The organism is Streptomyces sp. IBSNAI002, assembly GCF_052244475.1.
In the GTDB taxonomy this organism is placed as follows: domain Bacteria; phylum Actinomycetota; class Actinomycetes; order Streptomycetales; family Streptomycetaceae; genus Streptomyces.
Genome location: NZ_JBQPXG010000002.1, coordinates 5754664 through 5778027, shown reverse-complemented (window position 1 = coordinate 5778027; position 23364 = coordinate 5754664). Strand labels below are relative to the sequence as shown.

The following is a 23364-nucleotide window of genomic DNA, read 5'->3' as shown; positions in this document are numbered from 1 at the left end:
GGGACCTCCGGACCGGGCCGGTGGAGCGCGCCTTGCGCGAGGAACGCCGGGCCACCCCGCCGCCACCTGCGTGTTTCGGGTGGGACGCGGGAGGCGGGCCCGAGGCTCAGCCGGTGCCGGTGTGTGGCGAAGGTCGCACCGTACGAACACGGCCCGTACGAAGAGCGGCCGTACGAACACGGCCCGTACGAACACGGCCGCCCCCGTCGCGGAGGCGACGGGGGCGGCCGTGGTGACGCGCGGCGAGGATCAGTCGTCGTTCTTGCCCGACGGGGTCGTCTTCGCGATCTGCATCAGGAACTCGGCGTTCGACTTCGTCTGCTTCATCTTGTCGAGGAGCAGCTCGATCGCCTGCTGCGAGTCGAGCGCGTGCAGCACCCGGCGCAGCTTCCAGACGATGGCGAGCTCCTCCGCGTTGAGGAGGATCTCCTCCTTGCGGGTGCCCGACGGGTCGACGTCGACGGCCGGGAAGATGCGCTTGTCGGCGAGCTTCCGGTCGAGCTTGAGCTCCATGTTGCCGGTGCCCTTGAACTCCTCGAAGATCACCTCGTCCATGCGCGAGCCGGTGTCGACCAGCGCGGTGGCCAGGATGGTCAGCGAGCCGCCGTCCTCGATGTTGCGCGCGGCACCGAAGAAGCGCTTCGGCGGGTACAGCGCGGTCGAGTCGACACCACCGGACAGGATGCGGCCGGAGGCGGGCGCCGCGAGGTTGTACGCGCGGCCCAGACGGGTGATGGAGTCCAGCAGGACGACCACGTCGTGACCCAGCTCGACGAGACGCTTGGCGCGCTCGATGGCCAGCTCGGCGACCGTGGTGTGGTCCTCGGCCGGACGGTCGAAGGTCGAGGAGATGACCTCGCCCTTGACCGACCGCTGCATGTCGGTGACCTCTTCCGGACGCTCGTCGACCAGGACGACCATCAGGTGGCACTCGGGGTTGTTCGTGGTGATCGCGTTGGCGATCGCCTGCATGATCATGGTCTTGCCGGTCTTCGGCGGGGCCACGATCAGGCCGCGCTGGCCCTTGCCGATCGGCGACACGAGGTCGATGATGCGGGTGGTCAGCACGCCCGGGTCGGTCTCCAGACGGAGCCGGTCCTGCGGGTAGAGCGGGGTCAGCTTCTGGAACTCCGGGCGGCCGCGGCCGGATTCGGGCGCCATGCCGTTCACCGAGTCGAGGCGCACGAGGGCGTTGAACTTCTCGCGGCGCTCGCCGTCCTTGGGCTGGCGCACGGCACCGGTGGTGTGGTCTCCCTTGCGCAGACCCGCCTTGCGGACCTGGGCGAGGGAGACGTACACGTCGTTGGGGCCGGGCAGGTAGCCCGAGGTCCGGATGAACGCGTAGTTGTCGAGGATGTCGAGGATGCCCGCGACGGGGATCAGCACGTCGTCGTCGGCGACCTGCGGCTCGTTCGGCGCGAACTCGTCGCGGCCACGACGGCCCCGGCGGTCGCGGTAACGGCCCCGGCGGCCACGGCGGCCGCCCTCGTCGTCGAAGTCGTCCTGCGGACCGTTGTCCTGGCGGTCCTGGCGGTCCTGGCGGCCCTGCTGACCCTGGCCGGCCTGGCCCTGGCCCTGACCGCGGCCGCCCTGCTGCTGCCGGTCGCCGCGCTCGGCGCGGTCCTGACGGCCGCCCTGGCCACCCTGGCCACCCTGCGCACCCTGGCCCTGGCCGCCCTGGCCCTGCTCGTCGGCCTTGGCACCGCGCTCGCGGCGGTCGCGCTGACGCTCGCCGCGCTCGGTGCCGCGCTCACGGCGGTCGCGACGGCCGCGGCCCTCGCCCTCCTGGGCGGGGGCGGAGACAGCGGTGGCTGCCTCGGCCCGCGCGTCCGTCTGCGGCGCGGTGGCCGTCACGGCCTCGGCCTTGACGGTCTCGGTCTTCTGCTCGACCTGTACGGCGGCGGGGGCCGAGGCCTCCGGGCTGCCGGACGGGGCGGTGGCCCGGCGCCGACGGCGCTCGCCGGCCGGGGCGTCCTCTCCCCCGCTCTCGGCTGCGCTCGAGCGGGAGGGGCCCCCAGCCGGCTGACCCGGGATCTCGATCTGGGCCTGTGCGGCAGGCTTCTCGGCGGGCGCGGCGGCGTCCCCGCCCGTCTGTGCGGCGTCGGCGGCAGCCGTACGGGTCTTGCTGGTGGCACGGCGCTTCGGCTTGGCCTCGGCGGTGTCCGCGGAGGCGGCGGCCTTGGGCGCGGCGGCGCCTCCCGCCTGCGTCTCCTTGATGACCTCGATCAGCTGGCTCTTGCGCATCCGCGCGGTGCCCCTGATCCCGAGGCCCGACGCGACCTGCTGCAGCTCGGCCAGGACCATGCCGTCAAGGCCGGTGCCGGTGCGGCGCCGCTTGGGGGCTGCGCCTGCGGCGGAGGCACTGGTGTCGACAGAGGTGTCGGCAGCGCCCATCAGATCGGTGGTGTCGCTCACGAAGGGTCCTTCCCTGGAGCGGACGTCGGCCTGTCTGGCTCGGCGACCGGTTGTGCTGTCCGACAACAGTCCGTGACCTGATGGGGTTGGACGGCTGCCGGGGCGGAGGTCCGCCGGTAGAGATACGGCGGAGAGAAAACGTGCATGGGTGGTTCCGGCGAGAAGCCCCCGAGCTGGAAGCGTGGGAATGTCACGCCGATTCCGGAGCGTGCTCGAAACTGCTGGAAGTGATCAAAGCAGTCGGGGAGGCTCCCGGAAGAAAGGTGGTCCCGGATGGGGACACTGAGCACCGAGCCATGGCGGCTTCGGTTGCGCACTTGAGACTAACACTACCGGATCCAACAGACATTCCCCCTCTCAATCACCGGCAATCACGCCTTCCGCGCGGGCGGCCTGCCCCGGCCGCCCGCCCCTGCCCGGCCTGGCTCAGCCGCCCTGGGTTCCCAGCGGAAGCACGCTCGCGCCCGCGGCGTCGAGGGCGAGCCGGTTCGCGGCCCACCCTTCGCCCGCGAGCTGCGCGACCTTGTCGGCCGCGTCGTTGTCGACCAGCGCGAGGACCGTGGGGCCCGCGCCGGAGATGACCGCGGGGATGCCGTCCACCCGCAGTCGGTTCACGAGGGCGACGCTCTCGGGCATCGCCGGGGACCGGTACTCCTGGTGGAGGCGGTCCTCGGTGGCCGGCAGGAGGAACTCGGGACGCCTGGTCAGGGCCTCCACGAGCAGTCCCGCGCGACCCGCGTTCACGGCCGCGTCCACGTGCGGGACGGTGCGCGGCAGCAGGCCGCGCGCGGTCTCCGTCAGGACGGGCTTGGAGGGGACGAAGACCACCGGAACGATGGAACCGGCGGGCTCCATCCGGATCGCCTTGGCGCTGCCGCCGTCCATCCAGGCCAGGGTGAAGCCGCCGAGCAGACAGGCGGCGACGTTGTCGGGGTGGCCCTCGATCTCCGTGGCGAGCTCCAGCAGCGCCGCGTCGTCGAGCTTGGCCTCGCCGCCTATGGTCACGGCGCGGGCGGCGACGATGCCGGCGCAGATGGCGGCGGAGGAGGAGCCGAGGCCCCGGCCGTGCGGGATGCGGTTGGCGCAGACGACCTCGAGGCCGCGCGGCTGCCCGCCCAGCAGGTCGAAGGCGGTGCGCATGGAGCGTACGAGCAGGTGGCTCTCGTCCCGCGGGAGGGAGTCGGCACCCTCACCCGCGATGTCGATGTTCAGGCCGGAGTCGGCCACCCGGACGACTACGTCGTCGTAGAGCCCCAGGGCCAGGCCGAGGGCGTCGAAGCCCGGGCCGAGGTTGGCACTGCTGGCGGGGACGCGCACCCGTACGGCGGCGGCGCGGAACGCTGGACCGGCCATCGTCCGATGACACTCCTTGTGACTGTGCGAGATCTTCGCTCTTCGCTGGCTCGCTGCGAATGTACTGGAGAACGTACGACACCCGAAGGCCCACTGGGCAGCACCACGGTCATATGCGCGGTGGCGGATGTAAGTACAGCGTATCGAAGGAAGGTTCTCATCCGACATAGGGCGCACAGGAGGCGCACGATGCGTGTCGCGTCCTTCGGCCGGCCCCTGCCGCACGTACGCAGCGGTTTTGTTGTCGTACGGGGCGAGTTGCCGGGTTCCGGGGGACTCGAAGACCCCTGGAACCCGGCTCGCGGAACTGCTGTCCGGCCGGTGCGTCAGACGAGGCCGAGGCGGATGGCCGCGGCTTCGGCGTCCACCGGAACGGTGACCGGCTGCGGAGCGCCGGCGATCGCCCAGTCGGGGTCCTTCAGGCCGTTGCCGGTGACGGTGCACACGATCTTCTGACCGGGGTCCACCAGGCCCAGCTCGGCGGCCTTGAGCAGACCGGCCACCGAGGCGGCCGAGGCGGGCTCGACGAAAACGCCCTCCTGCGCGGCCAACAGCCGGTAGGCGGCCAGGATCTGGCGGTCCGTCACCTCATCGATGAAGCCGCCCGACTCCTCGCGCGCCGCGAGCGCGTAGTCCCAGGAGGCCGGGTTGCCGATCCGGATCGCGGTGGCGATGGTGTGCGGCTCCTTGACGATCTCGCCGCGGACGATCGGCGCGGAGCCGGAGGCCTGGAAACCCCACACGCGGGGCGTACGGGAGGCCAGGCCGTCGGCCTTGTACTCCTTGAAGCCCTTCCAGTACGCGGTGATGTTGCCGGCGTTGCCGACGGGCAGCACGTGGATGTCGGGAGCGTCGCCGAGCGCGTCGACGATCTCGAACGCGGCCGTCTTCTGGCCTTCGATGCGCACCGGGTTGACCGAATTGACCAGCGCCACCGGGTAGTTGTCGGACAGCGCACGGGCGAGATCCAGACAGTCGTCGAAGTTGCCGTCGACCTGAAGGATCTTGGCGCCGTGCACGAGCGCCTGGCCCATCTTCCCGAGCGCGATCTTGCCGCGGGGCACGAGGACGGCGGAGACCATGCCCGCGCGCACCGCGTACGCGGCGGCGGAGGCGGAGGTATTGCCGGTCGAGGCGCAGATGACGGCCTTCGCGCCCTCCTCCTTGGCCTTGGTGATGGCCATGGTCATGCCGCGGTCCTTGAAGGACCCGGTGGGGTTCGCCCCCTCGACCTTGAGGTGCACCTCGCAGCCGGTGCGCTCGGAGAGCACCTGCGCGGGGACGAGAGGCGTGCCGCCCTCCCGGAGTGTGACCACGGGAGTCGTGTCCGTGACCGGCAGCCGGTCCCGGTACTCCTCGATGATGCCGCGCCACTGGTGGGTGCGATTGCTGCTCATGGGTCCTTACTCCCCTTCAACACGCATGATGCTGGCGACACCGCGCACGGTGTCCAGCTTCCGCAGCGCCTCGACGGTCCCGGAGAGGGCCGCGTCGGGTGCGCGGTGAGTGACGACGACGAGGGAGGCCTCTGTGCCGCCCCCGTCCTGACGACCTTGCTGCCGCACGGTGTCGATGGAGACGCCGTGCTCGGCGAAGGTCGTCGCGACCTGGGCGAGCACGCCCGGCTTGTCGGCCACATCGAGGCTGATGTGGTAGCGCGTGACGACCTCGCCCATGGGACTGACCGGCAGCTGGGTGTACGCCGACTCGCCGGGCCCCGTTGCCTCGGCGAGCTTGTTGCGGCAGACGGCGACGAGGTCGCCGAGGACCGCGGACGCGGTCGGCGAACCGCCCGCGCCGGGCCCGTAGAACATGAGCCGCCCGGCGGCCTCCGCCTCGACGAAGACCGCGTTGTACGCCTCGCGGACGGAGGCGAGCGGGTGGGTGAGCGGGATCATCGCCGGGTGCACGCGGGCGGTGACGGACTCGCCGTCGGCGGCGCGCTCGAGGATCGCCAGGAGCTTGATGGTGCAGCCCATCCGCTTGGCGGAGGCGAAGTCGGAGGCGCTGACCTCGGTCATGCCCTCGCGGTACACGTCGTCGAGGCGGACGCGGGTGTGGAAGGCGATGCCGGCCAGGATCGCGGCCTTGGCGGCGGCGTCGTAGCCCTCGACGTCGGCGGTCGGGTCGGCTTCGGCGTACCCGAGGGCGGTGGCCTCGTCGAGCGCCTCCTGGTAGCCGGCGCCGGTCGAGTCCATCTTGTCGAGGATGAAGTTCGTCGTGCCGTTGACGATGCCCATCACCCGGTTGATCTTGTCGCCCGCGAGGGACTCGCGCATCGGGCGGACCAGCGGGATGGCGCCGGCGACGGCGGCCTCGTAGTAGAGGTCGAGCCCGTGCTGCTCGGCCGCGGCGTGCAGGGCGGCGCCGTCCTGGGCGAGCAGCGCCTTGTTGGCGGAGACGACGGAGGCGCCGTTCTCGAACGCGGTGGTGATCAGGGTCCGGGCCGGCTCGATCCCGCCGATGACCTCGACGACCACGTCGATGTCACCGCGCTTGAGGAGGGCGGTCGCGTCGGTGGTGATGAGCGCGGGGTCGATGCCCTCGCGCACCTTGGACGGCCGGCGCACCGCGACGCCCGCGAGCTCGACGGGCGCACCGATCCTGGCCGTCAGGTCGTCGGCGTGCGTCGTCATGATGCGGGCAACTTCCGAGCCGACCACTCCACAGCCCAGCAGCGCCACCTTCAGCGGACGCGTACGCATCATTCGACCTACGCCTTTCGATCTTCCATCGGTACCCCGCGTGCGGCTTGCGCGCGGGGTGAGAACCAGTCTCACTCAATGGACAACAGTTTCCACCCTCGGTCCATTGAGTGAGACACCTATTTTGGGGGTCTGGGGCCTTCCCCCCGAAATAACCGGATCATCCCAGGTCGAGACGCAGGAGATCTTCCTCCGTCTCGCGCCGGACGATCACCCGGGCCTGCCCGTCGCGCACGGCAACGACGGGCGGGCGCAGCGCGTGGTTGTAGTTGCTGGCCATGGAGCGGCAGTACGCGCCCGTGGCCGGTACGGCGAGCAGGTCGCCGGGGGCGAGGTCGGACGGCAGGAACGCGTCCTTCACGACGATGTCGCCGCTCTCGCAGTGCTTGCCGACGACGCGCACGAGCATCGGCTCGGCGTCGGAGGTGCGGGAGACCAGGGTGACGGAGTACTCGGCGTCGTAGAGGGCGGTCCGGATGTTGTCGGACATCCCGCCGTCGACACTGACGTACGTCCGCAGGCCCTCGAGCGGCTTGATGGTGCCGACCTCGTAGAGGGTGAAGGCGGTGGGCCCGACGATGGCGCGGCCGGGCTCGACGGAGATCCGGGGCGCGCGCAGACCCGCGCTCTCGCACTCCCGCGCGACGATCTCGGTGAGCGCCTTGGCGATCTCGTGCGGCTCGCGCGGATCGTCGTCGGAGGTGTAGGCGATCCCGAGTCCGCCTCCGAGGTCGATCTCGGGAAGCTCGACCCCGTGCTCGTCCCGTACGGCGGCCAGCAGCCGCACGACCCGCTTCGCCGACACCTCGAAACCGGCCATGTCGAAGATCTGCGAGCCGATGTGGGAGTGGACGCCGAGCAGCTCGAGCGAGTCGTGCCCGAGGGCCCGCCGCACGGCCTCGGCGGCGGAGCCGTCGGCCACGGCGATGCCGAACTTCTGGTCCTCGTGGGCGGTGGCGATGAACTCGTGGGTGTGCGCCTCCACACCGACCGTCACACGGATCTGGACGGGCTGGCGCACGCCCAGCTCACGGGCGATGTGCGCGACGCGCGCGATCTCCTGGAAGGAGTCGAGCACGATCCGCCCCACGCCGGCCTCGACGGCCCGACTGATCTCGGCCCCGGACTTGTTGTTGCCGTGGAAGGCGATGCGGGAGGCGGGCATCCCGGCGGCGAGGGCGGTGGTCAGCTCCCCGCCGGAGCACACGTCGAGATTCAGCCCTTCTTCCTTCAGCCACTTCACGACGGCCTTGGAGAGGAACGCCTTGCCCGCGTAGAAGACGTCGGCGTCCTTGCCGAAGGCGTGTGCCCAGGCCCGGCACCGCGCCCGGAAGTCCTCCTCGTCGAGGAAGTAGGCGGGGGTCCCGAACTCCTCGGCGAGCTTGGTCACTTCGATGCCGCCCACGGTGACGACCCCGTCGGCCGTGCGCGTGACGGTCCGGGCCCAGACCTTCTCGTCGAGGGCGTTGAGGTCGGCCGGCGGCGGGGAGTAGTGCCCCTCGGGCAGGACATCGGCGTGACGGGGCCCGGCGGGATGCGCGGAACGGCTCATCGGTCTCTCTCTTCACAGGTCACAGGTGTTCGGGTGCGTCGATGCCGAGCAGGGCCAGGCCGCCGGCCAGCACCGCCCCGGCGGCTTCGGCAAGAGCCAGCCGGGCACGGTGGGCGGCCGAGGGTTTCTCGTCCCCGTGGGGCAGTACGCGGTACTGGAAGTCGAGCAGCGCGTCCGCCAGCTCGACGAGGTACCGGGTGAGCCGCTCGGGCGCCCGGTGGTGTCCGGCGGCCTCGAGGACGAGCCGGTGCTCGGCGAGCACGCGCAGCAGCACGGGGGCGTCCACGTCACCGGGCTCATCCGGCCCGTCCCGCTCGGCTCCGAACCCGAGCCGGGCGGCGTTCGTGAGCAGCGCCCGGCTGCGGGCGTGGGCGTACCGCACGCGGAAGAACTCGTTCTCCTCGCCCTGCACGAGCAGCCGTCCGGAGAACTCGGGCGTCTCACGGCCGGGCACGCAGAGCATCGCCCAACGGGCGGCACCGGGCCCGAACCGGCGGACGACGTCACCGTCCCGCTTGGCGACGGGTGCGACGGGCGCGACGGGCGGCCGTTCGAGCACGTCCCGCCGGTCCCCGCCGCCCTGACTGCGCAGGATCCGCAGCACGCTCTCGCGCACGACGCGCTCGCGCAGGCCGCTGTCGACGGTCGGGACGTCGGCCGAGATGGCCGAGGCGGCCGAGGCGGCGCGCCAGGGGAGGTCCCGGCCCATGACCTCCGCGACGAGGCGGGGGGCGGACGGCGGGGGCAGCAGGAAGTTCACGAACCCGGGGCCGGTGACCTCGACGCCCTCGATCCCCGCCTCCCCGGCGAGCCGGCGTGCCAGCACCGCGGCCACGTCACGCGGCGCGCGTCCGGCGGCCTTGCCGATCTGGAAGGCGACGGGCGTGGCGTAGTCCCCCACCCCACCGGGCCGGGTCCGCTCGACGACGACCCGCTCGGGCACGGCCACGTCCGCCCCGAGCTCCCCACCCTCGACGGCGCAGCGCATGGCGCGCACGACGGCATCGGGAAGATCGGCGGGATTCACGACACCCAGCCTAGGGGAGACGGCCGCCCACCCCGTGAAGGGTTTCGCCATGTGAAATGGCCCGCCTCGGATCCGGCTGACGGCACACGGTGACGTACAAGAGCGGAGGCCCGGGACGGCTCATCCCCTGCCCCTCCCGGCGGGAGCCCCTCTCCTCCCGTCGCGCCGACCCTTCCCCTCGACCAGCCGCCGTACGACCCGTACCAGCTCGGCGGGCTCGAAGGGCTTGGCGACGAAGGCATCCACCCCGGCCGCGATCCCCGCCTCCACCTCGTGCTGCGTACAGGCACTCACGATCGCGACGGGCACCCCACTGGTCCGCGGATCGGCCCGCAACTGCGCGGCGGCCCCGAACCCGTCCAGCCGCGGCATGACCACATCAAGGGTGATCACATCAGGACACACGTGGTGCACGACGTCCAGACACTCGGCACCATCGTTCGCGGTCACGACCTCGAAGCCCTCCAGCTCGAGATTGACCTTGATCAGCTGCCGGATGACCTTGTTGTCGTCGACAACAAGCACCCGGCCCGAGACGCCTGGCACAACTCGAGAGTAGGTCGGCCCGGGGCCCCGCGTCCGGGTTTTTGCCACTTCCACCCCCTGCGGGCGACCCATGTCCCCCTCCCCCGCAAACCGGTTCCTGATCACCCCCGCGAAGCTGGTAGTGTTCAACCCGTCGCCGCACAGCGAACGACACGCCCCCGTAGCTCAGGGGATAGAGCAACGGCCTCCGGAGCCGTGTGCGCAGGTTCGAATCCTGCCGGGGGCACTCCAGTTGGATCAGCGCCGCAAGGTTGTTGATCTGCTGAAGTGCCGAGCATGAAGGCCCGAACTCAGTCCAGCTGAGTCCGGGCCTTTGTCGTTGTGTGGCGCTGGTCGCGTGTGAGAATCCGCAGGCCCCATCGCCCTACTTGCCCGCTCGGCGTGCCACCGCGCAAACGGCAGGCCCGCACGCAGCCAGTGGGTGATGCGGGTGGACCGGAGGTCGAGGATGGGCACCGGACGGCCGCTGGAGGCCTCGCGCCCCTTCAGGCCGCGGCGGTCATGCCGCTCGCCGGAGACGGTCCACTGCTTGACCACGACCCAACCGCTCCTGGAACCGTTGGACCTGGCCGAGACGGTCGTCACCGCCGTGGCCGGACGCTCCCGTCCAGCACACCGCCTCCGCCACCGGGCACGGCAGGCGCACCCCACATCCCGGGCATCACCCACGATCAGGACCAACCGCGCGTCTCGACAGGCGAGGGCGATTCAGCCCTGGTCATGTCATGTCGCATATGTGTAGGGAGGATCCTCGGGCTTGCCGGCCGGGCGCGGCGTGCCTTTGAGGGGGGAGGAGGACTCTTCTTCGGAGTCGTCCGATTCTCCGGAGTAATACGAGGTCGAGCGGAAGTCCTCGTCCTCGTGGAGAAGACGGTTGCTGGGCTCCGAACGTTCGGGCGGCACACTGTAGAGCAGAACAGGGATCCCTGTCGTCTCGTCCCAGCTGATGACGAAGGGGGCCAGTTCCTTTCCGTCATCCGAAGCCAAGAACGAGCGCCACCGCTTCTCACACTCCTGTGGGTCCAGACGCTTCGTTTCTTCCATGAGTCTTTTCACCTTCCCCCACCTGATGCGGACGTCGGACTCGAATCCAATGTCGCCCTTGCGTCTCTTCTTGGTTTTGACGGCTCCGGTCTTCTGATGTTCGAAGTAGGTCTTGAAGAAGGTTCTGAGGGTCTTGATCACCCGGTCCTTGGCGGCGATCATCTCCGCGTCGGCGCCGGGAGTATCCATGTAGGCGGGCCGTTCCCCGTCCGGTGGTCCGTCCGGACCGTTTCGGGGATGGCGCCACAGGCCGGTACCGAGATACTGGGACCCCTTCTTCGTGGTCTTCCTCACGACATTCTTGTCCCCGTCAACTGCATAAAGGGATATGTCAGCTCCGGTCAGGTCGAACCCGGCGTCCTGCAGCGAGGCCGCCGACCTGTACATGTCCAGACTTGTCGGACGGTAGTGTCCGCTGCGGTGGTCGAGGTGTTCGATGACGCCCCCCTCACCGATGATGATGTCGCCGCACGCGATGACGCCTCCACCGCCGAGAGCCGTGGAATGGTGGGTGACCCTGACGTACCAATCGATGCCCTCCCTTTTGAGTTCCGTTACGAGTGCGTCCAGGTCCTCGGAACCAGATGCGCCCCGGAAGAAGCTGTCGACCTTCTTTTCTCCTTCGAAGATATCGACCTGGAAACCGTATTCGACGATGTACAGGTTGGCCGTCCCGGGGTCGGCCACCCACATGTATTTACCCGCAGCGTAATCCTTGCCTTTGCTGTCGACGATGTACTCCTCCACAGAGAAATCTCCGTCGCCGCCACGCTTGAAACGCGGCACCTCGCCGCGGCGGGCACGTTTCTCGACGCGCTCGGCCTCTCCCAAGTAGAGGGTCGCGACCCGCCCCTCCGCGGCTTTGCCTCTCGCGGCCGCGGCCTGTATGTCCGTTTTCCCCTCATTGAGCTCGCCCCGATACGCCGATTGCATCGGCACTCCCGCCCCTTCCTCCTCGATCTGACTGTTGGACAGGGAGGAACCGCTCTCTGACAGCGACAAGAGAAAGTTGCGCGTCGCCTTCCGTGAGGACCTGCGGGATTTTTCGCTCACCTTCATGAGCTTCTGCGCGATTTCCTGGGACGCCCCCTTCTTTCTGCGGAGGACGAGGTCGTGGTTCGGGTGGTACGGCTTGTCGATGTCGATGCGTCCGACGATGTCCAGCATGTCGGGCTGCAGTACGAGGAAGTGATGCTTTCCCTCGTTGCCGTAGAACTGGATCGCCTTGTACCCCTGCGTGCAGGCCCAGGCGTGCCACCCGTAGACCGTCGTGTCCTCCGGTGCCGGGCTGGGGAGCGATCGGGGGCGCAGCGGCTCGAAGCGCGCCGCCGTGTTGGGGGCATCCGCGTACAGCTCCAGCACGAGCCCGGCTTTGAACCGTGAGACCAGGATCGGCCCGGCTCCCGAATTCGCGTAGATCCCCGAACCCACGTTGGGGTCGGATGCGTAGGTCGCCGCCACCTTGTAGTCGGGTGTCTGGTACACACCCCTGCCCAAGACACCGGAACTCGCTCTGAAGCCGCCGCCGCGATCCGTGGGGCGGGTGATCGAATCCGCCGCGCCGCGATTCGTGCCGTGGAAGTACGGATTCATCTTGAGGTTCTCGGCGGCGGCCCATTGGTTCGCCTGGGGCCTGGTCTCGGCCGTCAAGTCGTAGATCCATCGCCCGTCCTCCTCCTGTGTGAGGGGGACGGACGCGAAACCCGCGTTCGAGGCGAGGTCGCGCAGCTCCTGCTCCGAACGCTTCACGGCGAACCGCCCGCCGAGCCCTTCCCTCCCCGCGGCCCTGTCCAGGGCACCCGCGAAACCCTCGAGAAGCACGTCGGAGCTCGCGCACAGATCCGTGAGGTGCTGGGACACGCGCAGCTGCAGCGCTCGGATCGCCTCGTCGTGCGGATAAGACCTGTTCACCCGGCTCCCGGTCAGGTCCTGTGTGTAGGAATCGATGTTCGCGAGCATGGAGTCCATGCACTTGGCGAGGTGACCGGCTGTGGCGTGTACCCAGTCCCCGTGATACCAGAACACCTTGGAACACTGTTCCAGGGTGTCGAAGGAGATGTCCGGGCTCCACTGCTCGCTGTGAAGGACGTCATATATCAGGCGCAGCACCGAGTCCTGCACCTCGCCCAGCGTCGTCACGATCTGGTCGAGGCCGCGGGCGATGTTTTCACAGTTGTCGACCTTCTCCTTGATCGGCGAGGCCTCGTTCTTCTCGCTGTCGACGACCTGGAGCGCAAGCGTCCTGAGCGTGTTCGCCTCGTTCACGATCCCGGTGCACGGTGTTCCGAGCAGCTCCTGGAGATCCTCGGCAGCCCTGCCGAGAATCTGCAAGGCGATCCTGTTGAAAGTGGGGGGCATGGCCTCTCCATTCGCTTCACGCCCGGTCGACGAACGGCCGCCGAAGGACCCGCCGAGGGCTCGCCTGCGCGCCGCGCATGCCGATGCCCGGAGGAGACGGACAGCGACAGATCCCACTCTCCGGCCGCGCGGGACCGGCCGCAGTGTGCGCGAGGGCAGCCCATCGGGAACAGTGGCATGCACAACCATCTGTCCAAACCGTGCTGATCCCCCTATGGATGTCAAGGGGGCCGGGGGGCCTCTAAAAGAGACCAACTCTCACAAGACGTTCGTAGGCGTTAATCGCCGGGGCTCGGACGTCATGTGATCGGAAGCGATGACGTGAGGGGAACCCATTCAGGGGTTGCCGATCAATGGCTCGTAGATCTTGTGCCGACTACGGGGGTGTGCGCGATGCTCCTGCCGGCCAGTGGCTAGGGGAGGTTCGGCGGCAGGCCGGTCGCGCCGTCGTACGTCTTCGCTTGGGCCAGCTGTTCCTTGGTGACGATGGCGCCGGTCAGATTCGCCTTGGTCAGGTTGGCGTTCGTCAGGTTCGCGTTGGTCAGGTTGGCGTTGGTCAGGTTCGCGTTGGTGAGGTCGGCGTGCGTGAGGTTCGCGCCGACCAGGGTCGCGCCGGTCAGGTTCGCCCCGGCGCCACCTTCCCTGCCCGGCCCCAGGTACGCATTCGTCAGGTTCGCGCGCGTCAGATCCGCGCCGGTCTTGTCCGTCTCATCGGACTCGACAGGCCCCAGGTCCGCCTTCGTCAGATCGACTCCGATCAATTCGGCATCGACCAATTTCGCATCGGAGAGATCGGCAAGGGCCAGGGTCGTGCCGCTTCGCAATCGCGCGCGCGTGAGGTTCGCCCACGGCATACTCGCGCTCACGAATTTCACATCGAACAGAGCGGAGTTTTCCAGGTTCACTTCGTATGCCAACGCGTCACTGAGATCCACGCCCATGAAAATCACCTGCCTGAGGTCCGCGTGATTCAGCTTCGCGTATGCGAAGGAAAAGGAGGGGGCGGCGGAGGGGTCGCCACTCGTGACCGTGCTGTTGCGCCGCCGGGCCTGCAGTTCCATGCCGCGCAGGTCCAAGTAGTTCCAGTTGATCTTCTCCCGGCCATCCTTGCCCCGAGGCCTTTCGGCCAAGACCTCTGCGGCAGCGGCGATATCGGTGTCGACGGGATACGGAAATGTCGTTTCCATCGGCTCCCAGCTGTCCGTGGGGACAGGTGAACGCGTGCGCATGTACGCGGACAACACCGCCATGATCCTCGGCTGGTCCCTGGGCGAATCCTGCATGATGCGCTCCAGCGCGTAGATTCCCCCGAACCGCACGTCTTGCGAATCCGACGCCAAGTGCGTGACTGCTTGATTGAAACGGGTGGTGATCTGCCCCTGCTCGGCAATCTTGAGCTGAGCCCGCGTTTGCTCCACGGATTGGTACGTGAAGAAGAGCCCCACCAAAGCGACCACGCCCGGCAACGTGCCGGCCAGAGTCAACCACGGCGGCGCGCCCCTTCCGCCGTCACCCGTCCGCCGCTGCTGCGCCGCCGCCTGCCTGCGTGCGATCTGTTCCGTTGACGGTGACCGCCTGATCCGCATTTCTCCATGACACTGGAGAAGCCTGGATTGCGCACGCCCGTGCAGCACACGCGTGAGCCATACAGCGCCCGGATTCACCCGCGCGATTCGGCGTTGACCGTCACGGTGTCCGCGGAGAGCCGGCCTGCCGACGTCTCGCGGTCGGTGAACTGGCGCGGGAAGTCGGGTGCTTGGGGCGGGTCGTCGAAGCGCTCGCGGTATCGGGCGTCAACGCGTCAGTGGCGCGTGCGGCGGGCGCGGGGTGGGGTGAGGTGGCAGGGCCCCGGAGTGTTCCCGAGATGTCCGGTTTGGTCATGTGATGCCGTGGAGCCGCAGGACGGCGGTGGGGTCGGTGTGGGCGCGTCTGGCGCTGGCGGCGTTGACCCAGCCGAGGGCCCGGAGGGTGCCGCGGACGATGTCGCCGAGGCCGGCCATGACGGCGGGCGTGTTGCGGGTGCGGATGGTGCGGGCGTCTTCGCCGAAGGTGACGTCGCGGACCCAGTGGACGCTGTTCTCGATCGTCCAGTGGCCGCGGGCCCAGGCTGCGATCTCCTCGGGGCTCGCCTGCTCGGCGGTCAGGTCGGTGACCGCGTAGACGATCTCCTCGGACCACTTCTTCGTGCCGAGCGGGCGGCGCCTGCGGCGGATGCGGACCACCTGGCGGGCGTGGGGGAACAGGAGCCCGTTCACGCTGGCGACCTGCAGTTCACGGATCTCCTCGCGGCCGTGGCCGGACTCACTGGTGCGGTGCAGGACCGGGATCTGCTTCCAGGGAAGGGACTTGAGCTGCCGGGCGAGGTTCTTCTGGTTCCCCTTCACGGACAGCAGGTAGTGGGCGCCGCGCTCCTCGACCAGGTAGCGGGCGTGCTCGCGCTGGGCGTGCAGGGCATCGAGGGTGACCACGGCGTCTTCCAGTTCCTCGTCGGGGATCTGTTCCATGAGGGGCTGGAACTCGGGTATCTCGTTGGTCTTGGCGCCGACCTCGCGGGCGGCGACGGTCAGCGCGTCCTGGTGGCGCACTGCGGAGAACACGTAGACCTGGGAGCCGTCCGGGCGCTTCGCCCCGCGCAGGCACTTGCCATCCCCTGCGAAGACCCGCCGCCGGGCCCGGGACGGTGGTGTGCGTTCGGCGGCGTGGTGAGCGCGACGCTGTTCGCGTTCGGCGAGTCCCTCCGGGGTCCGCGCGCTCGGCGCCCGGTCTGCTGATTGCCGGGCCAGGACGGCCAGTCGCGTGTAGCCGGCTCGGGTCAGCTCGGCCGGGTCGACCTTGCCGTAGGCGTCGCGCAGGGTCTTCTCGTTGGGGCACCGCATCCGGCCGGTCATCGGATCGAACGGACAACCGAGATCGGCCAGGACCTGCTGATCACAGCGACGTGCCCACTCCCCGATCGCGACAAGGGAGTTATGGCCGGCGGTGGTCATCGCACAGACCCCGATCGCCAGCAGCGTCGCCAGCCGGTAGCGCCTCCCACGCGGATCACGCGAGTCCGGGACCTGGGCCAGAGCCTGCAGCAGCCCGTCCGGGACGACCGGCTCCGACGCGGCCAGCGACTGCGCAAGCAGGGGCGCGCACACGGGCACGACGGCCACAGGGCAGGATGAAGCAACGAGCACGGCACCCCTGCAGATCGTGAAGCCTAGAGAACTCCATGATCCACAGGTGCCGTGCTCGCTTCACGCCCAGGGACAACCGGCGCCCACGGGGCCAAATCAGACATTCCCGGAACACTCCGGGGCCCTGGGTGAGGTGGGGGTAAAGGTGGGGCCGTGGGTCTGTACGAGGGGGGTGGGGGTGGGTCTGTGGGTTCGGGGGGTGGGTGGGGGCGGGGAGCGTGCGTAGGGTGGGATGTGAGGCCGCATAGTGCCGTTGACCTGGTGCTTTGTGGGAAGTGGCGCATACAGGAATGGGGCGGCACCGATGCGTGAGTTGGTGGAGACGGCGCGGCAGTGGGTGGCCGAGGGGCGGGCCGGGTATCTGGCGCGGCCCGTCACCGAGCAGGGGTTCGGGCCCCGGGATCCGGCCGGGGCCGTGCTCGTGGATGCGGCGCGCGGGGAGTGCTTCGGGGCGCTGTACCGGGGGGTCTTCGATGCCGAGCTCGTCGCCGAGGCCGCGGCGATGGGGGCCGGCGACACCGCGCGGGTGTGCGAGGTGTCCGTGCGCGGGGCCGAGGCCGTGGAGGCGAAGCTGACGTGCGGCGGGCAGGCCGAGGTGCTGCTCCAGCCGCTGGCGGCGATCCCGGCCGAGTGGTGGGAGCTGCTCGGAGAAGGGGTCGGGGTGGCCTTGGTGACCCGGCTGAACGAGGGTGCCGACCGGGCCGTCAGTGAGGTCGTACGGGCCACCGACGCCGCGTTCGACGATGCCGGGCGGCGGGCCGGGGAGCTGCTCGATACGCGGCGGGCCGGGCGGGACGCGTTGTACGGGGTGACCGGGCTGGTGCTGGTGGAGGCGTACCCCTCGGCTCCGTACGTGGTGATCGGCGGGGGCGGGGAGCTGGCCGGGATCATCGAGCGGCAAGCGCTGCTGCTGGGCTGGGAGGCCGTGCTGGTCGAGGGTGCGGAGGAGGCCGCGAAGGTGGTCCGGGCCCGGCGGGACGCCGCGTGCCTGGTCATGCTGAGCCACGACGAGGAGTTCGACGTGCCGACGCTGCGCCTGGCGCTGGCCCTGGGGGTGCCGTACGTCGGTGCGCTGGGCTCGCGGCGGACGACCGCGCGGCGGCGCGAGGGGCTGATCGCGGCCGGGGTGGGCGAGGCCCAACTGGCCCGGGTGCACGGGCCGATCGGCCTGGACCTCGGCGCCCGGACTCCGGCGGAGACCGCGCTGGCGATCTGCGCCGAGATCCTGGGGGTGCTGGGCGGGCGCGAGGTCGACACCCTGCGGGATACGGACGGTCCGATCAACTCCTGAGGATTCAGGGTCCGTTGGTGCGTGGTTGCGGGCCTACGGGGTTGCGGGGTTGCGGGGCCGGGTCAGCTCTCGCCCAGCGCCCGCTTGAGCTGCGCCTTGTTCATGTCCGAGCGGCCGTGGACGTTGCGGCGCCGGGCTTCCGCGTAGAGCTGGTCGTACGTGGGGCCCTGCGCGCCGGAGTGGGAGTGCAGGCCCCCGCGGCGGGACGAGGACATGTCCTGGAGGGACTCCTTGCTGGCGGTCTCGGACTCGCCGGCCCGTGCGCGTTCCTTGTTGACCGTCCGGGCGGCGATCTCCTTGGCCTTCTCCGCCGGCTCGCCGCGCTGCTCCAGGCCCTCCTTGATGTGCTCGTACTGCCGTTCGCGCTTGGGGGAAGATCCGCGGGGCATGGCGGGCCTCCTTCTCGGCTGGGGTCGCTTTCTCGGCCGGGTCGCGTTCCCGGCCCGGTCGATTTCCCGGCCGGGGCCCTCTTCGGGCCGCTTCGGCTGTCCCTGGCGCGTACCCCGGATGGCGCAAGGTATCCCTGCCAGAACTGCGCATACCGCCGTGAAGTGCGGGAAACTGGGTCCCATGGACACGATCCTGAGCGTGGACTCCACCCTGACCGACATCGCCTGGTTCCTGGTGGTCGGGATTATCGTCGCGGGCTTCCTGCTCGCCGGCTTCAGGCTGGGGCAGCGGGTCCGGGCGAAGGAGCCGCCGCCGCCCACCGCGGAGAGCCATCCCCACCTGCCGGACGGCGGAGCCGTCTACGAGGTCCGCGAGGAGCGGGAGCACGTCGAGATCCCCGAGGGCGGTCTGAGGCCGCACGAGATGCAGGGCTACGGGAACTTCGGCTCCACCACCTCCAGCCACCCGGACGAGGTCCGCAAGGCGCGCGAGGCCACCCACCAGCCCGTGGAGGGGCCGGGTCCGCATCCGCAGCCCGGGGCTCCCCCGGACTCGGGGCGCGGCGCGCACAGCTAGGCCGGCCGTGTCATCCGGGTCTCGCCTGGCCCTGATCACATGGCGCCTGGCCCCTGACCTCTAGCCTCTGACCTCTGGCCCGCGCCTCCCGCGTCGGGTCAGAGGTCTGTCCGCAGCCGCAGCACCTCCGGCGGCGGGTGCCGGGCCGAGGCGTGCCGGACCTCCGCCGTCAGGGGCGGGTCCAGCGGCCGGAACGGCACCTCGCCGAGCCCGATCGCGGTGACCGTCGCCGTCACCCCCGTCGCTCCCCCCGTCGCTCCCGCCACCGCCACCGCCTCCGCCACCTCCGCGCGCAGCGCCGCCGTCAGCGGGCTCGACACCAGCGGGGTCTCGTCCCCGACCGGCAGGACCAGCACCAGGGCCAGCGGGCGGCGCGGGGTTCCCGTGTAGCCGACCACCGCCGCGTCGCGCACGTCCGTGTGCCGCAGCTTCTGCCAGCCGCGCCGGCCGGCCGGGTAGGTCTGGTCCAGCCGTTTGACGACCAGGCCCTCGATGCCGCTGGCGGGCAGGGTCTCGTACCAGGTGGCCGCGAGCTCCGGGTCCGTGGTCATCGGCACCGGCTGCAGCGGCGGGCCGAGCGGCAGCAGGAGGTCCACCAGCAGGGCCCTGCGGCGCTCGTACGCGCGCCCGCGCAGGTCCAGCCCGGCCAGTTCCAGCACGTCGAAGGCGGCGTACGAGGCCGGCAGCGTCTGCGCCAGTACGGCGGCCCGCGCGGCCGTGGCCGCCGCCCGGCGCTGCACCAGCGCGAAGTCGGTCCGGCCCGCGTGCCAGACCACCACCTCGCCGTCGAGGACCGTACCGGCGGGCAACCGCCGCGCGGCCGCTTCCAGATCGGGGAAGGCGCTGGTCACGATCCGGCCGGAGCGTGCCTGGAGCACCACGTCGGCCTCCGAGCGCACGATGACCAGGCGGTGGCCGTCGAACTTCGGCTCGTACGCCAGGCCCGCCCCGCGCGGGAGGGTCCGTACGGCCGTGGCCAGCGCGACGCGGATCACGGCCGGGCTCCTCGCGTCCCCGGCAGCCGGCCGGCCCGGTCGGGGTCGGTCAGCGGACCGAACAGGTCCCCGTCGCGCTCCAGCCTCGGCGGGATGTCGTCGGCGAGGAAGACCAGGTCGGAAGGGCGCCGGCAGGCCTCGACCTCCTCCCAGGACACCGGGGCGGACACGGTCTGACGGGCCCGGGCGCGCAGGGTGTAGGGCGCGGCGGTGGTCTTGGCGGCGGCGTTCTGGCTGTGGTCGACGAAGACCTTGCCGGGGCGCAGCGCCTTGGCCATGCGGTGGACGACCAGGTCGGGGAGCTCGCGCTCGGCCTCCTGGGCGAGCAGCTTCGCGTACGCCGACACCTGCTCGGAGGGAGTCGGCTCCAGGGGCACGGCCAGGTGCATGCCCTTGGAGCCGGAGGTCTTGGCGTACGCGTGCAGGCCGTCGGCGGCGAGCCGGTCGCGCAGCCACAGGGCGGCGGCGCAGCACTCGACGACGGAGGCGGGCGCGCCGGGGTCGAGGTCGAGGACGAGGCGGTCGGCGACGGCGGGGCTGCCGGCGGGCCACTGGGGGGTGTGGAATTCGACGACGAGGTTGGCGGACCACATGAGGGTGGCCAGGTCGGCGACGACCACCTGCTCGGCGGAGAGGTCCTCGGAGCGGGGCACGGGGGTGGTCTTCACCCAGTCGGGTGCGCCGGGCGGCGGGTTCTTGGTGAAGAAGAGCTGGCCGTCGGGGCCGTCGGGATAGCGCAGGAAGGACACCGGGCGGTCGTGGATGTGGGCGAGGAGGGGGCGCGCGACGGTGGCGTAGTAGTGCAGGACCTCGCCCTTGGTGAAGCCGGTCTCGGGGTAGAGCACCTTGTCGAGATTGCTCAGCGAGATGCGACGGCCCTCCACCAGTGTGATCGGCGTCATACGATGAGATTGCCACGAATCAGGAGGAACCGTGCGATCCATTTGGAACGGGGCGATCTCCTTCGGCTTGGTCAGCATTCCGATCAAGCTCGTGAACGCCACCGAGAGCCACTCGATCTCCTTCCGTCAGATCCACCTCGGCGACGGCGGGCGGATCCGCTACCGCAAGGTGTGCGAGCTGGACGGCGAGGAGGTGCCGAGCGCCGAGATCGGCAAGGGGTACGAGGAGGCGGACGGGTCGATCATCCCGATCACGGACGAGGATCTGGCGCAGCTGCCGATCGCGACCGCGAGGACGATCGAGATCATGTCGTTCGTACCGGCGGACGAGATCGATCCGCTGCAGATGGACGCGGCGTACTACCTCGCGGCGAACGGAGCCACGGCGGCGAAGCCGTACACCCTGCTGCGGGAGGCGCTGAAGCGGAGCCGGAAGGTCGCCATCGCGAAGTACGCGCTGCGGGGCCGGGAGCGGCTGGGCATGCTGCGGGTCGTGGACGACGTGATCGCGATGCACGGGCTGTTGTGGCCGGACGAGATCCGGGCGCCGGAGGGGGTGGCGCCGGAGGCGGACGTGAGCGTACGGGACGCCGAACTCGACCTGGCGGACGCCCTGATGGCGACGTTGGGCGAGGTCGAGCTGTCGTCGCTGCACGACGACTACCGGGAGGCCGTGGAGGCGATGATCGCGGCGAAGGCGGGCGGGGCGTTCGAGCCGACGGAGGCGGTGGTGGAGCCGGCCGGCGGGCAGGTGATCGACCTGATGGCGGCGCTGGAGAAGAGCGTGAAGGCGGCGAAGGCCTCGCGGGGGGAGGCGGCCGATGCGGATGCCGATACCGGCGCGGAAGCGGAGGCCGGGGCCGGGGCCGAGGTGACGCCGATCCGCGGGCGGCGGAAGACGACGGCGAGCGGGAGCCGGGCCAAGGCCCAGACGGCGGCCGCACCGAAGGCGGTGGGCGGGAAGAAGTCGACGGCGGCATCGGCGAAGAAGACCGCGTCGGGCACGACGAAGAAGACTGCGGGGACGGCCAAGTCGACGGCGAAGACCGCCAAGTCGACTACGGCGGCCGCCAAGTCGACGTCGAGGGGCACCAAGCCGGCTTCGGCCTCGGCGAAGAAGACCGCGACGGCGACCGGCGCGACGAAGAAGGCCGCACCGGCCCGCAAACGCACCTCGGCCTGAGGCGGCACCGGGCACCGGGCACCGGGCACCGGGACGAGGACCGGGCCTGCGGGCGCTTTCGCCCACCCGCCCCTTACCGACACCGGGGCTCCGCCCCAGACCCGGCGCCTCAAACGCCGGCAGCGGGGCGAGTGGCGGGCGGTAGCCAGGTTCGGGTGTCTCGGGCCAGGGTGAACAGGGCTGTGATGTCCGTGGGTTTGAGGGACGGCGGGGCGGACGTGAGGTCTGTCGTGGCCGTGGTGGGCTGGAGGATGCGGACGTCGCGGAGGGTGGGGGCCACCTCTACGCGGGAGGCGTCGACCACGGCCACGGCCGGGGTGACCTGGGCGGTCAGGGCCAGGGTGGCGCGGGCTGCCGCGCGGCGGGTCCAGCGGGGGTCCGGGCTGGGGGCCGTGCGGCCGACCGTGAGGAGGAGGTCCCCGGCGACGGCGCGCTGGCGGCGGCCCGGGACGGTACGGATGCAGAAGATCCCCGGCGGGCCGATGAGCAGGTGGTCGATGCGGCCGAGGCCGGGGACCGGGACGCAGTGCAGGGTCCGCCAGCCGTCCGCCTCCAGGGCGTCGAAGGTGTCGCCCATCCGCTGCTGGGCGGCCAGGTACTGGCGCAGGCGCTGGCGGGCCCTGGTCCCCGACGGGCCGTGTTCCAGCTCGCCCAGCAGGATCTCGCCGGGGCGGTTCGGGGCCAGATCGGCATCCGGCGGAAGGGCCAGGCCGGCCAGGTCGGCGGCGGTGGGGACGGGTGGCGGCCCGATCGAGACCGCGCCGCTCAGGTAGGGGCGCAACGCCGTGAGGATCGCCTCGCGGTGGTCGTCCGCGAGGACGCTGATCCGGTTCGCCTGCCGGTCGTACCAGGCCACCGCGCGGCCGTCGGGCAGATTGACATACAACCGGCGCCGGCCCGCCCGGCCACCGGGCATCACCCTGAGTCCCTTCATGGGCCCTCACCCCCCGTCGTCCATGGGAGCAGCCGGGGCGCCGCTCGGCAATCCCCCCGCCGTGTAACGACTCCGACGTGACCCTGCGACGTCGCTGTTACAAGAACGGGGCTCGGCCGCAACGGCCGACGCCTAGGTTTGTCCCCATCAGGACCGACCAGGGCCTGCCCGCACCGACCCGTACGAAGGGTTTCCCGTGAGCACCGTCAGCCGCCGCACTCTCGTTCGCGCCGCCGCCGTGACCGCATGCGCCGGAAGCCTGCTGGCGCTGCCCACCGCCGCCGCCCTCGCCGAAGGCGTCCCCGCGGTCTCGTCCGCGCACTCCGCGGCGCCGCAGGCCACGCTGGTCAAGAGCCTCAGCCTCGCGGACGGCACCTCCACCGCGAACGTCTACCGCACCGCAGCGGGCGCGTACCACGCCGACATCCTGACCGCCGGGGGCCACAAGGCCACCACCCTGACGAGCCGCGACGGCATCACCGGCTTCGGCGGGGCCGGGGACCTGCACGCCGCGCTGGAGTCCGACGGGCGGCTGACGTCCTGGGTCGGCACCGACGCCCCCGCGCAGGGGCAGGCCCACGCCGTGGCCGGCGACGGTCACAAGACCGGCACCCGCACCGGGCAGGTCGTCCCCGCTTCGGCGCCGAAGGCGGCGGCCGACGGGGGCCGGACCGCGGCCACCGGCCCGGCCGGGTCGCTGCGCCTGGACACGCTGGCCGACGGGCCGGGCGAGGGCGTCTTCCTGCTCGCGGCGGGCGGCGGCATCGCGGCCATCGGCGCGGCCGGGCTCGGCTTCGCGATGCTGCGGCGCGGGCGGACCGAGAGCTGACGTCCGGCGGCACGCCGCCGGATGCCGCCCCGGTCCCGCCCCCGACCCGCCCCAGCACCGCCGGAGCCCGCGGGAAAGCCGTGAG

At 70.7% G+C, this 23364-nt stretch carries 18 protein-coding genes and 1 tRNA gene; 5 read left to right on the top strand and 14 right to left on the bottom strand.

Annotation, left to right across the window (positions count from 1 at the left end):
- Window positions 1-249 precede the first annotated feature (249 nt).
- The 7 genes from rho to ACTVZO_RS27910 form a co-directional block, all read right to left on the bottom strand.
- Complete coding sequence (gene rho, locus ACTVZO_RS27940) at window positions 250-2415, bottom strand: transcription termination factor Rho (RefSeq protein ID WP_443300973.1); 2166 nt, start codon at window positions 2413-2415, stop codon at window positions 250-252.
- Between the two features lie 426 nt (window positions 2416-2841).
- Complete coding sequence (gene thrB, locus ACTVZO_RS27935) at window positions 2842-3768, bottom strand: homoserine kinase (RefSeq protein WP_443300972.1); 927 nt, start codon at window positions 3766-3768, stop codon at window positions 2842-2844.
- A 326-nt stretch (window positions 3769-4094) separates the two neighbouring features.
- Entirely contained in the window at window positions 4095-5165 is a 1071-nt protein-coding gene (gene thrC / locus ACTVZO_RS27930) for a threonine synthase (protein ID WP_385061988.1), read from the bottom strand.
- Between the two features lie 6 nt (window positions 5166-5171).
- Complete coding sequence (locus ACTVZO_RS27925) at window positions 5172-6476, bottom strand: homoserine dehydrogenase (RefSeq protein ID WP_443300971.1); 1305 nt, start codon at window positions 6474-6476, stop codon at window positions 5172-5174.
- Window positions 6477-6633: 157 nt separating this feature from the next.
- Window positions 6634-8025 (bottom strand): diaminopimelate decarboxylase, encoded by a 1392-nt coding sequence (lysA, locus tag ACTVZO_RS27920; RefSeq protein ID WP_443300970.1) that lies wholly within the window; start codon window positions 8023-8025, stop codon window positions 6634-6636.
- A gap of 19 nt (window positions 8026-8044) precedes the next feature.
- Window positions 8045-9052, bottom strand: coding sequence for an ArgS-related anticodon-binding protein NrtL (gene nrtL / locus ACTVZO_RS27915; protein WP_443300969.1), 1008 nt, complete (start codon window positions 9050-9052; stop codon window positions 8045-8047).
- 120 nt (window positions 9053-9172) lie between these two features.
- Window positions 9173-9670, bottom strand: coding sequence for a response regulator (locus tag ACTVZO_RS27910; protein ID WP_443300968.1), 498 nt, complete (start codon window positions 9668-9670; stop codon window positions 9173-9175).
- Between the two features lie 82 nt (window positions 9671-9752).
- Between ACTVZO_RS27910 and ACTVZO_RS27905 the strand changes: the two genes are divergently transcribed.
- Window positions 9753-9824: transfer RNA gene (locus ACTVZO_RS27905), tRNA-Arg, on the top strand.
- A 497-nt stretch (window positions 9825-10321) separates the two neighbouring features.
- On the opposite strand, the gene ACTVZO_RS27900 is transcribed toward ACTVZO_RS27905, so the two are convergent.
- The 3 genes from ACTVZO_RS27900 to ACTVZO_RS27890 all read right to left on the bottom strand — a co-directional run bounded on the left by ACTVZO_RS27900 (window position 10322) and on the right by ACTVZO_RS27890 (window position 16179).
- Window positions 10322-13000 carry a hypothetical protein gene (locus ACTVZO_RS27900; protein WP_443300967.1) on the bottom strand — a complete coding sequence of 893 codons (2679 nt, stop codon included), beginning with the start codon at window positions 12998-13000 and terminating at the stop codon, window positions 10322-10324.
- Window positions 13001-13413: 413 nt separating this feature from the next.
- The gene (locus ACTVZO_RS27895; RefSeq protein WP_443300966.1) at window positions 13414-14586 is read right to left on the bottom strand and encodes a pentapeptide repeat-containing protein; all 1173 of its coding nucleotides are present in this window, start codon (window positions 14584-14586) and stop codon (window positions 13414-13416) included.
- A 291-nt stretch (window positions 14587-14877) separates the two neighbouring features.
- Window positions 14878-16179, bottom strand: coding sequence for an ISAs1 family transposase (locus ACTVZO_RS27890; protein WP_443296498.1), 1302 nt, complete (start codon window positions 16177-16179; stop codon window positions 14878-14880).
- A 304-nt stretch (window positions 16180-16483) separates the two neighbouring features.
- On the opposite strand from ACTVZO_RS27890, the gene ACTVZO_RS27885 reads away from it, so the two are divergent.
- Window positions 16484-17470 (top strand): XdhC family protein, encoded by a 987-nt coding sequence (locus ACTVZO_RS27885; RefSeq protein WP_443300965.1) that lies wholly within the window; start codon window positions 16484-16486, stop codon window positions 17468-17470.
- Between the two features lie 62 nt (window positions 17471-17532).
- Here ACTVZO_RS27885 and ACTVZO_RS27880 read toward each other — a convergent pair whose 3' ends face one another.
- Window positions 17533-17859: a plasmid stabilization protein gene (locus ACTVZO_RS27880; protein WP_443300964.1), complete on the bottom strand. Its 327-nt coding sequence runs from the start codon at window positions 17857-17859 to the stop codon at window positions 17533-17535.
- 181 nt (window positions 17860-18040) lie between these two features.
- On the opposite strand from ACTVZO_RS27880, the gene ACTVZO_RS27875 reads away from it, so the two are divergent.
- The gene (locus ACTVZO_RS27875) at window positions 18041-18436 is read left to right on the top strand and encodes a DUF6479 family protein (protein ID WP_443300963.1); all 396 of its coding nucleotides are present in this window, start codon (window positions 18041-18043) and stop codon (window positions 18434-18436) included.
- Between the two features lie 98 nt (window positions 18437-18534).
- Here the strand turns inward: ACTVZO_RS27875 and ACTVZO_RS27870 are convergent, their stop codons facing one another.
- Together ACTVZO_RS27870 and ligD are read right to left on the bottom strand one after the other, a co-directional pair.
- Entirely contained in the window at window positions 18535-19428 is an 894-nt protein-coding gene (locus tag ACTVZO_RS27870; protein ID WP_443303284.1) for an ATP-dependent DNA ligase, read from the bottom strand.
- Window positions 19428-20333 (bottom strand): non-homologous end-joining DNA ligase, encoded by a 906-nt coding sequence (gene ligD, locus ACTVZO_RS27865; protein WP_443300962.1) that lies wholly within the window; start codon window positions 20331-20333, stop codon window positions 19428-19430. The genes ACTVZO_RS27870 and ligD overlap by 1 nt, the downstream gene beginning before the upstream one ends.
- 31 nt (window positions 20334-20364) lie before the next feature.
- On the opposite strand from ligD, the gene ku reads away from it, so the two are divergent.
- Window positions 20365-21516 (top strand): non-homologous end joining protein Ku, encoded by a 1152-nt coding sequence (ku, locus tag ACTVZO_RS27860; RefSeq protein WP_443300961.1) that lies wholly within the window; start codon window positions 20365-20367, stop codon window positions 21514-21516.
- A gap of 109 nt (window positions 21517-21625) precedes the next feature.
- On the opposite strand, the gene ACTVZO_RS27855 is transcribed toward ku, so the two are convergent.
- Complete coding sequence (locus tag ACTVZO_RS27855) at window positions 21626-22450, bottom strand: nuclease-related domain-containing protein (RefSeq protein ID WP_443300960.1); 825 nt, start codon at window positions 22448-22450, stop codon at window positions 21626-21628.
- Between the two features lie 196 nt (window positions 22451-22646).
- Between ACTVZO_RS27855 and ACTVZO_RS27850 the strand changes: the two genes are divergently transcribed.
- Window positions 22647-23279 carry a hypothetical protein gene (locus tag ACTVZO_RS27850; protein WP_443300959.1) on the top strand — a complete coding sequence of 211 codons (633 nt, stop codon included), beginning with the start codon at window positions 22647-22649 and terminating at the stop codon, window positions 23277-23279.
- Window positions 23280-23364 lie beyond the last annotated feature (85 nt).

Bases quoted from the DNA above. Each gene is read 5' to 3' on its own strand.
- thrB (WP_443300972.1), bottom strand. From the start codon at position 3,768: ATGGCCGGTCCAGCGTTCCGCGCCGCCGCCGTACGGGTGCGCGTCCCC.
- thrC (WP_385061988.1), bottom strand. From the start codon at position 5,165: ATGAGCAGCAATCGCACCCACCAGTGGCGCGGCATCATCGAGGAGTAC.
- ACTVZO_RS27925 (WP_443300971.1), bottom strand. From the start codon at position 6,476: ATGATGCGTACGCGTCCGCTGAAGGTGGCGCTGCTGGGCTGTGGAGTG.
- lysA (WP_443300970.1), bottom strand. From the start codon at position 8,025: ATGAGCCGTTCCGCGCATCCCGCCGGGCCCCGTCACGCCGATGTCCTG.
- ACTVZO_RS27910 (WP_443300968.1), bottom strand. From the start codon at position 9,670: ATGGGTCGCCCGCAGGGGGTGGAAGTGGCAAAAACCCGGACGCGGGGC.
- ACTVZO_RS27900 (WP_443300967.1), bottom strand. From the start codon at position 13,000: ATGCCCCCCACTTTCAACAGGATCGCCTTGCAGATTCTCGGCAGGGCT.
- ACTVZO_RS27895 (WP_443300966.1), bottom strand. From the start codon at position 14,586: ATGCGGATCAGGCGGTCACCGTCAACGGAACAGATCGCACGCAGGCAG.
- ACTVZO_RS27885 (WP_443300965.1), top strand. From the start codon at position 16,484: ATGCGTGAGTTGGTGGAGACGGCGCGGCAGTGGGTGGCCGAGGGGCGG.
- ACTVZO_RS27880 (WP_443300964.1), bottom strand. From the start codon at position 17,859: ATGCCCCGCGGATCTTCCCCCAAGCGCGAACGGCAGTACGAGCACATC.
- ACTVZO_RS27875 (WP_443300963.1), top strand. From the start codon at position 18,041: ATGGACACGATCCTGAGCGTGGACTCCACCCTGACCGACATCGCCTGG.
- ligD (WP_443300962.1), bottom strand. From the start codon at position 20,333: ATGACGCCGATCACACTGGTGGAGGGCCGTCGCATCTCGCTGAGCAAT.
- ACTVZO_RS27855 (WP_443300960.1), bottom strand. From the start codon at position 22,450: ATGAAGGGACTCAGGGTGATGCCCGGTGGCCGGGCGGGCCGGCGCCGG.